14 protein-coding genes are annotated in these 13,346 nt (G+C 62.6%); 7 read left to right on the plus strand and 7 right to left on the minus strand.

All coding sequences use genetic code 11. The annotated features are described in order from the left end of the window. Positions 1-20 precede the first annotated feature (20 nt). Positions 21-947: a sterol desaturase family protein gene (locus FHS78_RS02950; protein ID WP_167090173.1), complete on the minus strand. Its 927-nt coding sequence runs from the start codon at positions 945-947 to the stop codon at positions 21-23. Between the two features lie 100 nt (positions 948-1,047). On the opposite strand from FHS78_RS02950, the gene FHS78_RS02955 reads away from it, so the two are divergent. After that, complete coding sequence (locus FHS78_RS02955) at positions 1,048-1,629, plus strand: TetR/AcrR family transcriptional regulator (RefSeq protein WP_167090175.1); 582 nt, start codon at positions 1,048-1,050, stop codon at positions 1,627-1,629. Positions 1,630-1,632: 3 nt separating this feature from the next. On the opposite strand, the gene FHS78_RS02960 is transcribed toward FHS78_RS02955, so the two are convergent. After that, positions 1,633-2,919, minus strand: a complete 1,287-nt coding sequence (locus tag FHS78_RS02960) for an NAD(P)/FAD-dependent oxidoreductase (protein ID WP_167090177.1) — start codon at positions 2,917-2,919, stop codon at positions 1,633-1,635. Positions 2,920-3,023: 104 nt separating this feature from the next. Continuing rightward, positions 3,024-3,227, minus strand: a complete 204-nt coding sequence (locus tag FHS78_RS02965) for a YgaP family membrane protein (protein ID WP_167090179.1) — start codon at positions 3,225-3,227, stop codon at positions 3,024-3,026. A gap of 172 nt (positions 3,228-3,399) precedes the next feature. Here FHS78_RS02965 and FHS78_RS02970 point away from each other — a divergent pair, with 172 nt between their 5' ends. Together FHS78_RS02970 and FHS78_RS02975 are read left to right on the plus strand one after the other, a co-directional pair. Continuing rightward, complete coding sequence (locus tag FHS78_RS02970) at positions 3,400-4,479, plus strand: efflux RND transporter periplasmic adaptor subunit (RefSeq protein WP_167090182.1); 1,080 nt, start codon at positions 3,400-3,402, stop codon at positions 4,477-4,479. Continuing rightward, positions 4,476-7,733 carry an efflux RND transporter permease subunit gene (locus FHS78_RS02975; protein ID WP_167090184.1) on the plus strand — a complete coding sequence of 1,086 codons (3,258 nt, stop codon included), beginning with the start codon at positions 4,476-4,478 and terminating at the stop codon, positions 7,731-7,733. The genes FHS78_RS02970 and FHS78_RS02975 overlap by 4 nt, the downstream gene beginning before the upstream one ends. A gap of 27 nt (positions 7,734-7,760) precedes the next feature. Here FHS78_RS02975 and FHS78_RS02980 read toward each other — a convergent pair whose 3' ends face one another. Next, on the minus strand, positions 7,761-9,173 hold the full coding sequence (locus FHS78_RS02980; RefSeq protein WP_167090186.1) for a sensor histidine kinase: 1,413 nt from the start codon (positions 9,171-9,173) through the stop codon (positions 7,761-7,763). Positions 9,174-9,504: 331 nt separating this feature from the next. Between FHS78_RS02980 and FHS78_RS02985 the strand changes: the two genes are divergently transcribed. From FHS78_RS02985 to FHS78_RS03000, 4 genes are all read left to right on the plus strand, one after another. Then, the gene (locus tag FHS78_RS02985) at positions 9,505-10,482 is read left to right on the plus strand and encodes an oxidoreductase (protein ID WP_167090188.1); all 978 of its coding nucleotides are present in this window, start codon (positions 9,505-9,507) and stop codon (positions 10,480-10,482) included. A gap of 116 nt (positions 10,483-10,598) precedes the next feature. Further along, complete coding sequence (locus tag FHS78_RS02990; RefSeq protein WP_167090190.1) at positions 10,599-11,132, plus strand: HD domain-containing protein; 534 nt, start codon at positions 10,599-10,601, stop codon at positions 11,130-11,132. Between the two features lie 39 nt (positions 11,133-11,171). Next, entirely contained in the window at positions 11,172-11,336 is a 165-nt protein-coding gene (locus FHS78_RS02995; RefSeq protein WP_167090192.1) for a type II toxin-antitoxin system HicB family antitoxin, read from the plus strand. A gap of 14 nt (positions 11,337-11,350) precedes the next feature. Then, positions 11,351-11,524, plus strand: a complete 174-nt coding sequence (locus FHS78_RS03000; RefSeq protein WP_167090194.1) for a hypothetical protein — start codon at positions 11,351-11,353, stop codon at positions 11,522-11,524. Between the two features lie 135 nt (positions 11,525-11,659). Here FHS78_RS03000 and FHS78_RS03005 read toward each other — a convergent pair whose 3' ends face one another. From FHS78_RS03005 to FHS78_RS03015, 3 genes are read right to left on the minus strand one after another with little or no spacing between them, the layout of a single operon-like run. Continuing rightward, positions 11,660-12,229 (minus strand): hypothetical protein, encoded by a 570-nt coding sequence (locus tag FHS78_RS03005; protein ID WP_167090196.1) that lies wholly within the window; start codon positions 12,227-12,229, stop codon positions 11,660-11,662. Continuing rightward, positions 12,226-12,708: a lysis system i-spanin subunit Rz gene (locus FHS78_RS03010; RefSeq protein WP_167090198.1), complete on the minus strand. Its 483-nt coding sequence runs from the start codon at positions 12,706-12,708 to the stop codon at positions 12,226-12,228. Before FHS78_RS03010 ends, FHS78_RS03005 begins: the two co-directional genes overlap by 4 nt. Continuing rightward, positions 12,705-13,331: a lysozyme gene (locus FHS78_RS03015; RefSeq protein ID WP_246220327.1), complete on the minus strand. Its 627-nt coding sequence runs from the start codon at positions 13,329-13,331 to the stop codon at positions 12,705-12,707. The genes FHS78_RS03010 and FHS78_RS03015 overlap by 4 nt, the downstream gene beginning before the upstream one ends. Between the last annotated feature and the right edge of the window lie 15 nt (positions 13,332-13,346).

The following is a 13,346-nucleotide window of genomic DNA, read 5'->3' on the forward strand; positions in this document are numbered from 1 at the left end:
CGAACTCTCCCCCTTATTTACTATTCGGCGGCGGCCCGTCCCGCAGTCCCCGCGGCCAACTCGGCCTTGTAGCGTTCCTGCATGACCCGCGTCGTCTCCCCATCGCCATCGGGAGACCATCCCGGCGGCTGGAACAGATAGCCGCCTATTTCGCGCAGCGACCGGGCGCGCAGAAGATCGCGGCCGATCGCGATCCACTCGTGAAAGGTCGCGGTGATGGGGTTCCAGGTATCGAGCTGGTGACGGATGCCGAAGACCGGCTCCTCTTCTTCGCGCTCGAACGTGCCGAAAAGCATGTCCCAGACGATGAAGGTGCCCGCATAGTTCCGGTCGCAATACTGGATGTTGCTCGCATGATGCACGCGATGATGCGACGGCGTGTTGAGCACCCATTCCAGCAGCCCGAGCTTGCCGATGAAGCGGGTATGAAGCCAGTACTGATAGAGATGGTTGAGCGAGAGCAACGCCACGGCCACCACCGGGTGAATGCCGACCAGCACGGCGGGGATCAGCCAGAACGGCTCGATCCAGGCTTCCACGAAGGAGCTGCGAAGCGCCGTGCCGCCATTGAGATACTGGCTGGAATGGTGGTTCACATGTGCCGCCCAGCCCAGCCGCACTTCATGAATGAAGCGGTGATAGGCATAGAACAGAAAATCGACGATCACATAGGCCGCCAGAATGAGCCCCGCGCTTGAGGTCCAGTCCAGCCGGACAAAGGCGAATTGCTGCACCCAGAACAGCATCGCCAGCATGATGCCCGCCGACAGGGCGATGCTGGCCGCATAGGCAAGCCCCATCGTCACCGAGCAGAAACTGTCTTTCGCATTGTAATAGTTGCGGCCCATCAGCAGTGCGAGCGCCAGCTCCGCGCCGAGAAAGGCGAGCAGAAAACCGAGCTGATCCACATCCCTGATCGCCAGCAGACCTTGCAGAAATTCGAGCATGACAGTCCTCCCGCGTCGTGTTTTACGAAACATACGTTATGCAATCTCGTTTTGCAAAACATTTGTTGCGTATAAAAGAGAGGCGCCCTACTCTTCAGCCATGCCGAAACTGATAGATCACGATCTGCGCCGCCGGGAACTCGTGGAAGCGAGCTGGCAGGTCATCGCCGATGAGGGGCTGGAAGGCGTCACCATGCGCAAGGTGGCGGCGGCGGCCCGGTGCACCACCGGCCGCATCACCCATTATTTCGAGAACCGGGAAGAATTGCTGCTGGCCGCGCTGAGGGCCGTCTACAGCGCGGCGGAAGAGCGCCTGGTCGCAGCCGCGAAAAGCGACCTGCCGCCTGCCGAAAAGCTGCTGCTGCATCTGGAAGAGGCCTCCCCTCTCGACAAGAGAAGGCTGAGGGAATGGAAGGTCTGGATCGCCTTCTGGGCCGTCGCGGCCAGCACGCCGGAGCTTGCGGCGGAAAACGACAGAAGCCACCTCGTCTGGCGCAAATCGCTTGTTCCCCTCATCGAGGAACTTGCTCCCGGTGTGGACGCGGCAATGGAAGCCGACCTCTTATCCGGCATCGTGGACGGGCTCGGCCTCCAGGCCGCCGTCAATTTCACGCCCGCAAACCGGGCGCGCGTCCGCGACACGCTCGCCACCCATATCGCCGGCCTCGAACGGCGGAACTGAGCGTCAGTTCTTCAGCCGCTCGATGCCCAGCGCTTTCAGCACGACGCGCTCATAACCCGGCTCGCCGGAGCCCGACCGCACCTTGCGCAGGAAATATTTCTCGAAACCGACCTTGGCGAGATGCACCCAATAGCCCTCGCCCGACCAGTTGACGTTGCGCGGCGGGATTTGCGGCAGCGCCACGAAGGCCACGCCGCTGTCGCCGAAGTCCGCCAGACATACGGCATTGAGCGTCGGCCGGTCCGTCGGCTCGCGGCCTTCGATCTGGTGCAGGATGTTGCGGCCGACCGCGGCCACCATGGACTCGATCATATAGCCGGTCTTCGGTACGCCCACCGGCACCGGCGTCTGCTCGACCGGCGGAATGGCAACGCACACGCCCACCGCATAGACGTTCTTGAAGGTCGGGTTGCGCTGGTAATCGTCCACCAGCACAAAGCCGCGCGGATTGCACAGGCCTTCGATGCCCTTGCCGGTCTCATCCATCATGCAGTTCACGCCGCGGAAGCCCGGAATGAACATGTTGAGCTTGCTCGGCAGCGTGTGCCGCTTCTTCTCCGACCCATCTTCGTTGAACTCGACGACCTCCACGGCCTCTTCCGTAACGCGCTCCACCTTCGCATTGGTGATCCATTTGATGTCGCGGTCGCGCATCAGGGATTCGAGCTGCGATTTCGTGTCGCCCACGCCGCCAAGACCGAGATGCCCGATATAGGGCTCCGACGTGACGAAAGTCATCGGTACCTTGTCGCGAACCTTGCGCTTGCGCAGATCCGCATTGGCAATGAGCGCGAACTCATAGGCCGGGCCGAAACAGGAAGCGCCCTGCACTGCGCCGACCACCATCGGGCCGGGATCCGCGCAGAAGGCTTCCCATTTCCGGTTCATCTCTTCCGCATGATCGACATGACAGATGGAGGAAGAGTGCCCCTGAGGCCCGAGGCCCTCGATCTCGTCGAAGGCGAGATCGGGACCGGTGGCGATGACGAGATAGTCGTATTCCATCTCGCTGCCGTCGCCGAGAACCAGCTTGTTCTCCGCCGGCAAGAGTTTGGTCGCGCCCGCGGCGCTGAACTTGATCCCGTATTTGCCGAGCGTTTCGGGCAGATGGACCTTGATGTCCTTCGCCTCGCGCCAGCCCACCGAGACCCAGGGGTTGGACGGCACGAAATGAAACCATTCGGTATTTGAAACGACGGTGATGTCGGCTTTGCGGCCGACGACGCTGCGCAACTCATAGGCCATGGCGATACCGCCAATGCCCGCGCCCAGAACCACGATCCGGCTCATAATAAATTCCTCCGCAATGGCGGCTGAACGCCGCTCGTTATGTCATCGAACGAATACGAGTGGCGACGGCGTCCGAGGGGATGACGCCGCCGCCAGGCCGGACGTCAGGAGAAGGCAACGCCCGGACGAAGTCCGAGCCGCTTCAGCACGAGCGCGGCGGGACAGAAACCGGTGAAAGAGGCTTGTATGAGATTGAGGCCGACAAAGACGGTCAGAAGCAGCCAGTATTCGCTGTGGAAATGCGCCAGCGCGAGGCTGAGCAGAACCATAAATCCGGCAAAGGCCATCACGGCACGATCGAGCGACATATCCAAATCCTCCGTTGGAACGGCTATTTTTGATCTATGCCAGCGCTGGCCAAGCAACATTGAGCTAGTTCACAAATGTCGCTTTTCGTGTCGCCGAACTCTCGGCTGGCTCTTGTAATTTAGGTATTACTTATATATTGGTCAACTGATATTCGTCCAGGGAGAACTCCGCATGACCAGCCCCCTCCATCGCCGCCCCGCCCGCTTCGGCCCGATTCTGACGGCGTTCGCACTTGCCTGCGCCTCGGCCGCCGCCCTGTCCGCTCACGCGGCGTCTGACATGGCAACCGTGCGCCAGGTGACGCTGGACGACCGCAAGGCGGTGATTGCAACGGTGGAACCCAAGCACGATCTTGTCGCGCGAACCCGCATTTCCGGCACCATCGCCAGCCTGAGCGTGCGCGAAGGCGACCTCGTCAAGGCGGGCGACGAAATCGCGCTGGTCACGGATGAAAAGCTCGCCCTTCAGATGCAGGGGCTTGAGCAGCGCATCGAGGCGCGCAAGGCGGAACTCACCAAGGCGCGGCTGGACTATCAGCGCGCAGCCAAGTTGCGCCAGTCGGGAACGGTGGCCCAGGCCTATCTGGACAATGCGCGCACCGCGCTCCGGGTTGCCGAACGCAATCTGGAGGCCGCCCGCTCCGACCGCGAGGTCGTGAAGCAGCAGAGCGAGGAAGGCGCCGTGCTCGCACCGGGCGACGGCCGCGTCCTGACCGTGCCTCTACAGGGCGGCAGCGTCGTGATGGCCGGCGAAACCGTCGCCACGCTCGCCGTCGACACTTACCTTCTCCGCCTTCAGCTCCCCGAACGTCATGCGCGCTTTCTCAAGCAGGACGACACCATCCTTGTCGGGACGCGCGGCATGGACCCCGATCCGGGCGAGGATGTGCGCGAGGGCCGCGTCGCTCTCGTCTACCCCGAAATCCAGGATGGCCGCGTGATCGCCGATGTCGAGGTCAGGGATTTAGGCGATTACTTCGTCGGCGAGCGCACCCGCGTCTGGGTCGCTACCGGCAAGCGGCAGGCTCTCATCCTGCCCGAGCGCTTCGTCTATCGCCGCTTCGGCGTCAGCTATGTAACGCTGGCCGACGACACGGAAGTGGTGGTGCAGGTCGGTATGCCCACCGGCAGCGCCCCGACCAACGAACGGGGCGAACAGGAAGTCGAAATCCTTGCCGGGCTGAAAGCCGGGGACAAGGTGACGATGCCGCAGCTCTCCGCCGGTAATGACGAGACGGGTGAGCGCTCATGAAGCTCGGCATCTCCGGGAATCTCACCCGCACCTTCATTCAGTCGCCGCTGACGCCGCTCCTGCTCATCGCCTCGCTGGTGGTGGGTACGGTCGCGCTCATCTCGCTGCCGCGCGAGGAAGAACCGCAGATCAGCGTACCGATGATCGACATCATGGTGTCCACAAACGGCTATCGCGCCCGCGACGCGGTGGAACTCATCACCAAGCCGCTGGAAGACATCGTCAAGGGCATCAACGGGGTGGAGCACACCTACTCCACCACCCAGGACGACAATGTGCTGGTAACGGCGCGCTTCCTCGTGGGCACGGATCAGGATACGGCGCTGCTGCGCGTACACGAAAAGATCCGCGCCAATATCGACCGGCTTCCCAAGGGCATTCCCGAGCCGTTCATCGTCGGCCGCGGCATCAACGACGTGGCCATCGTGACGCTCACCCTGACGCCGAAACCCGATGCGGCGAACCGCTGGACCGATAACGGCCTGCACCAGATCGCGCGCGAACTGCAGCATGAGCTGATGAAGGTCGACAATGTCGGCCTCACCTACATCGTCGGCGGCAGCCCCAACCAGATTCGCGTCGAACCCGATCCCGAGCGGCTCTCGCTTTACGGCATCACGCTCAACCAGCTCACCGACAAGATCCAGAACGCCAACCGCACCATGAATGCGGGCGCCTTCACCCAGCTCGACACCACCACGCAGGTAACCGCGGGCGAAAGCCTGCAGGGCGTGCCCGATATCGGCAACCTGCTGCTGACCTCGCGCGACGGACGGCCCGTCTATGTGAAGGATGTGGCCGATATCGTGGTCGGCTCCAGCGAAAACGACCACCGCGCCTGGCAATTGACGGTGAACGCGCCCAGCCAAGGCGACGAAACGGGTCTGACCAGCCGCCCCGCCGTCACCCTTGCCTTCGCCAAGCGCAAGGGCGCCAATGCCGTGACGGTCGCGCACGACCTGTTGCAGCGGCTGGAGGTGCTGCAAACGCGCCTCATCCCGGGCGATGTGGAAGTGCATGTCACCCGCGACTATGGCGAGACCGCGACCGAAAAGGCCGATGAACTTCTCTTCCACCTTGCGCTTGCCACCGTCTCCATCGTGATCCTCATCACGCTGGCCATCGGCTGGCGCGAAGGCGTGGTGGTCTTCGTCATCATCCCGACGACCATCCTGCTCACGCTCTTTGCGTCATGGATGATGGGCTACACCATCAACCGCGTGAGCCTTTTCGCGCTCATCTTCTCCATCGGCATCCTGGTGGACGACGCCATCGTGGTGGTGGAAAACATCATCCGCCACTGGAAGATGCGCGGCCGGAAGACGCTGGTGCAGTCGGCCATCGAAGCCGTGGCCGAAGTCGGTAACCCGACCATCATCGCAACGCTCACCATCATTGCGGCGCTGCTGCCCATGATGTTCGTGAGCGGCATGATGGGCCCCTATATGAGCCCGATCCCGGCCAATGCTTCCATGGCGATGATCTTCTCCTTCTTCGTGGCGGTCATCATCACACCCTGGCTCTTGCTGAAGATCGCAGGCAGGCGCTTCGAGCATGTGCGCCACGCCCCGGAAGCGGCGGATGTCGAAGCGCATCATGAACTGGGCAGGCTGGAGAAACTCTATCTGCGCATCTCCCGCCCCCTTCTGCGCGAGCGCAAGACGGCCAGACGCTTCGTGCTCGTCATCGGGGGCATCACCGCCGCCGTCTGCGTCCTGTTCGTCACGAAAAACGTGACGGTAAAGCTCCTGCCCTTCGACAACAAATCGGAGCTGCAGGTTGTCGTCGACCTGCCCGAAGGTTCCACGCTGGAAGAGACGGACCGTTTCCTCCATGCCGCCGCCGACAAGCTGAAGGATCTGCCGGAACTCACCTCCATTCAGGCCTATGCGGGCACGGCGGCGCCCTTCAACTTCAACGGCCTCGTGCGCCACTACTATCTGCGCGACCGTCCCGAGCAGGGCGATTTGCAGGTGAACCTGCTACCCAAGGGCGAACGCGACCGCGAAAGCCATGAGATCGCGCTCGATATACGCCAGAGGCTGGCGGATCTCCCCCGTCCGGAAGGCACATATGTGCGCGTGGTGGAAGTGCCGCCCGGTCCGCCGGTTCTGGCAACGCTGCTGGCCGAGGTCTACGGCCCGACCGAACAGGCGCGCCGAGACGCGGCCCGCAAGGTGCTGGGCGCTTTCCGGGAGGTCCCCTTCGTGCGCGACATCGACACGACCTTCCATGAACCCGGTCCGCGACTGCGCTTCATCATCGATCAGGAGAAGCTCGAATTTTACGGCGTCGAACAGCAGGCGGTCTACGACACCATCGCCACCATTGTCGGCGGGACGCAGATCGGCTTCTCGCAACGTGGCCACGGCGCAAAGCCTTATGAGATCGTGCTGCAACTACCGAAATCGGCGCAGTTCATGGGCGAACGCATTCTCTCCACGCCGCTGCCCGCGGGCGGCACCGCGCGCACCGGCAAGAATGTCGAGCTGGGCGACGTCGTAACGCTGAAGACCGAGCGCGGCTCCTATCCGCTCTTCCGCCACAATGGACGCTTTGCCGAAATGGTGATGGCGGAGGTGGCCGGCGAATATGAGGCGCCCATCTACGGCATGTTCGCCGTGGAGGACCGGATCGACGCAATGGACTGGGGCAGCGACGGCCCGCCCGCCATCGCACTCCACGGACAGCCGCTGGACGAATCCCGCATCACCCTGCTGTGGGACGGAGAATGGGAAGTGACCTACATCACCTTCCGCGATATGGGCGCAGCCTTCGCCGTGGCGATCCTCGGCATCTACCTGCTGGTGGTCGGCCAGTTCGGCTCGTTCAAGCTGCCGCTCGTTATCCTCGTGCCCGTGCCGCTGACGCTGATCGGCATCGTGCTCGGCCATTGGCTCTTCAATGCGGCCTTTACCGCAACCTCGATGATCGGCTTCATCGCATTGGCCGGCATCATCGTGCGAAACTCGATCCTGCTGGTGGACTTCATCCGTCACCGCCAGGCGGCGGGCTCGGTGCTGCGCGAGGCCTTGCTCGAAGCAGGCGCGATCCGCTTCAAGCCCATCGTACTCACCGCGGGCGCGGCCATGATCGGCGCCGCCTTCATCATGACGGACCCGATCTTCCAGGGTCTGGCGATTTCGATGGTCTTCGGCCTGGCCTCGTCCACCGCGCTGACGATCCTCGTCATCCCGGCCATTTATGTCTGGCTGCGCGACGACGACAGGGGCTTCGGCAAGATGGAAGAGTGAACAGGACAGCTGCCTGAGGGATAACCCTCAGGCAGCGTCCACCGCGTGCGCGCCGCCGCATTCAGCGCGCTCGAACGGTAGCTCGAACCAGAAGAGAGCCCCCTCGCCGTCCCGCCCGCTGGCGCCGATATCGCCATCCATAAGCGCGACGAGCTTGGAACAAATGGCGAGACCGAGCCCCGTGCCGCCGAAATTCTTCGACACCGAGCTGTTGGCCTGAACGAAGGGCCGGAAAAGCTTCCGGGCGACCTCATCCGAAAACCCGATCCCCGTATCCGCCACTTCAAAGCGCACGGTCACGCGCTTGCTGCCGGAGGATACAACGAAAGCGTTCAGCGAGACGCGGCCGCCTTCCGGCGTGAACTTCACCGCGTTGGAAATGAGGTTGGAAAGAATTTGCCGCAGGCGGCCCTCATCCCCGAGCACGGTGACGCCGTCCAGCGTATCGTAATGACAGTCGAATTCGACCTGCTCGTCGCCGGCGCGGCGCGCCCAGAAACTCATGCTCTCCATGAAATCGTCGAGACGCATCCGCTCGCGCGCAAGCTCGATACGATCGGCCTCCATCTTCGAGAAGTCGAGCACATCGTCCAGGATCGACAGGAGATTATGCGAGGCGCTGCGAATGTAACCGCCATATTCGCGTGTCTTTTCGTCTTCGCCCCTGCTTGCCAGCAGATCCGAAAATCCGACGACCGCATTCATCGGTGTACGGATTTCATGGCTCATCATGGCAAGGAACGAGGATTTGACGCGATTGGCCTCCTCCGCGCGGTCGCGCTGGCGCTCCGCCTCAACCTTCGCCTGCGACAATTCCTGAACCAGAAGCTGCTTTTCGCGGACATGCTTTTCGTTTTCGATGATGTTGCGGAACAGGTCGTGGCGGATATTCATCTGCGAGACGGAAAGCGAGATAACGCCGGCAACAAGAAGCCCGAAGAAAACGAAGTCGATGGCCGCCCAGTGATACTGCGCGGCAAAGGGCGGTATCACGAACCCGACAAGCGCGATGGACGCGGCAAGAATGGCATGTTTGGGCTGCAAGGGCGGATCGGCGCACATGGTCGCAATCTGCGTGGCGGCAAGACACGCCACCAGAAAGGTCTGCTTGAAACCAGGTGCGAAAAGCGCCGCGATGAGCGGCAGCAGGAGCATCAGATATATGACGCCGACATAGATCGCGAGTTCGCGCAGATGAACGCCCAGATCGATCGTCTCTATCTCGCGCTTGATCGTCTTGCGCCATTCCCGCGCCGCGAGATCGATAATGGCCGGCACCAGGCCCGATGCCAGCGCGGCCGACACGTTGCCCCATGCCTCCCATCCGACATAACCGATAAGCAGGGGGTAATACGGAAAACGCAGCAGGAACAACCGGTCCTGGAACTCGACCCAGCTAAGGAGATAACGCCGAAGAATAGCGTCCTCGTCGGTTGTCATGGAGCTGCCCCGTTTCACTCTGGCCATGGCCGAGTATGTGGAGGCTTCCTTTAAGCGGGGATGACCGGGATCGTTCGAATTTTAACGAACGCGGCTTTGCGGCTGCTGGGGTAAATTTGGGGTTACGGCAAGGCGCACCAGACTTGGCCTTCGCAGACAGGTGAACCGCCCCAAGTCGATCCGATCATTCCCGAAAATCATTCATAAACGATGAAGGCACGCACCGCCCGGTTACACCCCCATGCCGGCAGGCTATGCTTTTCAAAAGCAGGCGCGAAAATGCCCCGAAGCCATATCCGGCCGGGCGCCGACCTGCGACAGGGAGGACGATATGAGCACGAGCGATCAACAGCCGCTCCATTCGGGATTCAACGGCAAGACATCGGTCGGCGAGGTGCTGGAAGGTGCCGAACTGAGCGGCAAAACGGCAATCGTCACCGGCGGGTATAGCGGCATCGGGCTCGAGCTGGTGCGCGCCATGGCGGAAAGAGGCGCGAAGATCGTCGTCCCCGTCCGCTCGCCGGAAAAGGCCAGGGAAAGCCTTGTCGGGATCGCCGGCGACATTGTCCCCCATGAAATGGACCTTGGCGACCTCGCCTCGGTGCGCCGCTTCGCCGGGGAAGTAACCGACACCGCACCCCGGCTGGATTTTCTCATCAACAATGCCGGCATCATGGCCTGCCCCGAAACACGGGTCGGCCCGGGCTGGGAGGCGCAATTCGGCGTGAACCATATGGGGCACTTCGCACTCGCCAGGGCGCTGTGGCCGCTTCTCACGGCCTCGCCGGGACTGCGCGTCGTCGCGCTCTCCTCCACCGGGCACAAGCGCTCCGACGTGCTTTGGGACGACATCCAGTTCGGGAAGACGCCCTATGACAAATGGGTCGCCTATGGGCAGGCAAAGACCGCGAATGCGCTCTTTGCCAATGCGCTGTCGCGCCGCCTCGGCGATACGGGCGGCCTCGCCTTTTCGGTGCATCCGGGCGGCATCTTCACACCGCTCCAGCGACACCTCGCCCAGGAGGAAATGATCGCTCTCGGCTGGCTGAACGAGAACGGCGAATTGTCGGAACTGGCAAAACAGGGCTTCAAGACGCCCGAACAGGGCTGCGCGACCACCGCCTGGGCCGCGACCTCTTCATTGCTGGAGGGCAAACCCGGCGTCTATTGCGAGGATTGCGACATCGCCCAACCCACCGACCCCGAAAGCCCCTTCGCCAGATTCCGCGGCGTCGACGCCCATGCCTGCAACGACGAAGCCGCCGAACGCCTGTGGGAAATCAGCGAGAGGCTTCTGAACGAAGCGTGAGGATGAAGATTGGTAGCGGAGGTCCGCTACATGCCATTACCCACTACATCCGAGCCCCTGTTTTCCTTTCGTTCCGACCGGAACGGGCGCCTGCGCGCCTGACATAGGAGGATTTCATGCCCAGCGAACTCTATATCGCCGCCCGCGCCTTCGCCGCCGGCGCCCATGCGGCCATCGGCCAGACCCGGAAATACACCGGCAGGCCCTATGTCGAACATCCCATCGCGGTCGCGGAGATCGTCCTGAATATCGGCTGTTCCGAGGAAGTCGCCGCCGCGGCTCTTCTTCACGATGTCGTGGAGGATACGGCCGTCACGCCCGATATCGTTCAGGCGGCCTTCGGACTGCGGGTAAGGGAACTCGTTGAAGAGGTGACGGACGTTTCCCGGCCGGAAGACGGAAATCGAACCCGGCGCAAAGCCATGGATCGCGCGCATCTGGCGAAGGCGAGCCCGGAGGGGCAGACCATCAAGCTCGCCGACATGATCGACAATTCCCGCTCCATCGCCCGCCACGATCCTGACTTCGCCAGGGTTTATATGAGGGAGAAGCAGGCCCTGCTGGAGGTGCTGACGCAGGGCGACGACCGGCTTCTGCACCATGCGAGATCGATAGTCAGTGCCTATTTCGCCGAATTCCCGGCCGAATGACGAACGGTATTGCCCGGATCGCGCGCCCGGCGCCTTATCATGAGATGTGTATTTAAACACACTGCGATCCGGGTCAATATCACGGCCCCGGAAGACGCCATGCAGGAAATCGACGCCTATGCGGAAGAACACGGGTTCACCCGGTCCGGCTTCCTCATCCAGGCCGCCATGGAGAAAGTGCGGACGCCGAAGCGGGCCGCCTGAGAAAGGATTTGCCCTTGAGAAACCGCGCTCTTATTGCCTCCATCGACCAGAAGCTGCAGGCGTCCCTCAATTCGCTTGCCGGGGTTTCGCGCCATGACGACAAGATCGTCTATCTGATCGAGGCGGCGGAGCGATCGATCAAAGAGGCGAAAGGCGACCTCCAGGCCCTCGCCCGGCAAGCCGATTAGAGCATCCGCCGGCTTGAAGCGCCCCACGCCTGAAACGAGAAAAGAGGCCCGCCATCCGGCGTACCGGAGGCGGGCCAGTTCAGGGAGGAAAGTCCCTAAGGGACTGGCAGCCATTACCCGGACTGCCGGCGGGATTCAGCAGGTGGCCAGCGCGAGTGCACCCCACAGCATGGCACCGAAGGCCGGTTCGGCCACTTTCAGCGGATCGTCCGTCCACCCTTCCTCGAGCGCGACCCAGCCGAGGCAATAGGCCGGCGGCTTCATGAGACCCGCCGCCAGAAGCCACAGAGCGGCCTCCCAGCGCCCGGTGGCCAGCGCCACCAGAAGCAGCGGCAAAACGATCAGGCAGCCGTTCAGGGCAAGCGCGGCGACATCGTGCCACCACGGCGGAAGGTCGAACCGCCTCAGCCAGCGCGCATACCACTCGTCCTTTTGCCCGTCCGCCGGGGCGCCGTCTTCCGCATGCCCGAGATCGATATGCGAGGCGTGGCCTGTCAGGAGCGCGGCGAAGGTAAGCCCGAATATGGCGACGAAAAGAAAGGGGCTTTCCGTCCACGACACGGCAATAAGGGCAAAGGGCATCGCCAGCCACGCCACGATGAAGTCCTTGATGAGGGCGGCGCGGGTATCGGTCACCCTGCGGCCCCGCGCCCGATAGAGAAAACCGCCGCCGGCGGCGGCTACCAGCACCAGGATTGCAGTCATTTCCGTCCCTCGAGTATTTCTAGTCGGTCGATACAGGCGTTGAGCTGAACGAACTGCCCTCCGCAGAGCCCTCGGAGAGCCCAAATATCCTGTCGAACAGCGGGAGAGGGTTCGCAGGACGCTGCATGATCCACGCCGGCGTTTTGTCCGCCTCCCCCCTCTTCGTCTCGACATATTCCGTCGATGCGCAGCCGCCTGCGGCCAGCATCAACATCAGCGCGAAGACGCTCGTTCTCGGCACGAACATTCGAAAGCTCCTCGGTTCTTTGCTTGTCGGAAGCCGAGAGCGCCGCATTGACCTTGCGCAGGCGCTCCGCCTCTTTGTTGCCGCGCTCGATCAGCGCCTTCTGGTCGGACACCTCTTTCTCAAGCCTCTCGACTTCGGCGCTCTGATCGGCGTCATGATGGCCCTTCTGGTAACCAAGTACACCGGCGGCAATGAGAGCCAGAAACCCGCCCAGAAGGAGATACGATCTCATGCCGCGTCCCTTTCCGGCCGGACCATCGGCAGGGGGACATTGTCGTTGCCCGGATCTGCGAGCTGCCGGAAGCCTTCCACGCAGAGCGCATGCTCCACGTCGCGGCGCTTGACGAGGCCGGGTAGTGAGCGGCGATTGCGCTTGGGTGTCGCGCAGGGCCCTTCGATATCGCCTTGCCCCTCGACTGTTTTTACACACACCCACCGCTTCAGCTCCGCGCAGGCAGGTGCGCCCTCGCCGACATTCAGGCGGCGAAGCAGCGTGGATTTCCGGAACGCCCCCTCGCCGACATTGAACACGAAGGATGCCAGCGCCGCCCGCGTCGCATCGCCCAGGGGCACCCGGACATATTTATCGACCGCGGCGAAGGCAACGCCCAGATCGCCTTTCAGCAGGGCGTCGCACTCTGCTTCGGAATAGACCCGCTCCATCTCCACGCCGCCCGTATGGCCGACGCAGACGGTAGGGATGCCCACCGGATCGACATAGGGCGTCGGCTCATATCCCTCGAAATATGTCACCGTCGCCATGGCGAGCGCGATCGCGCCGCCGCCGATTGCCTTTGCGAGGCGGCCGCGCAAAAGCGCAGGCAGCGCCGCGAGCGCTTTCCCGGTATCCATCATTCGCTTGTCCAATAA

The organism is Parvibaculum indicum (assembly GCF_011762095.1).
Lineage (GTDB): Bacteria > Pseudomonadota > Alphaproteobacteria > Parvibaculales > Parvibaculaceae > Parvibaculum > Parvibaculum indicum.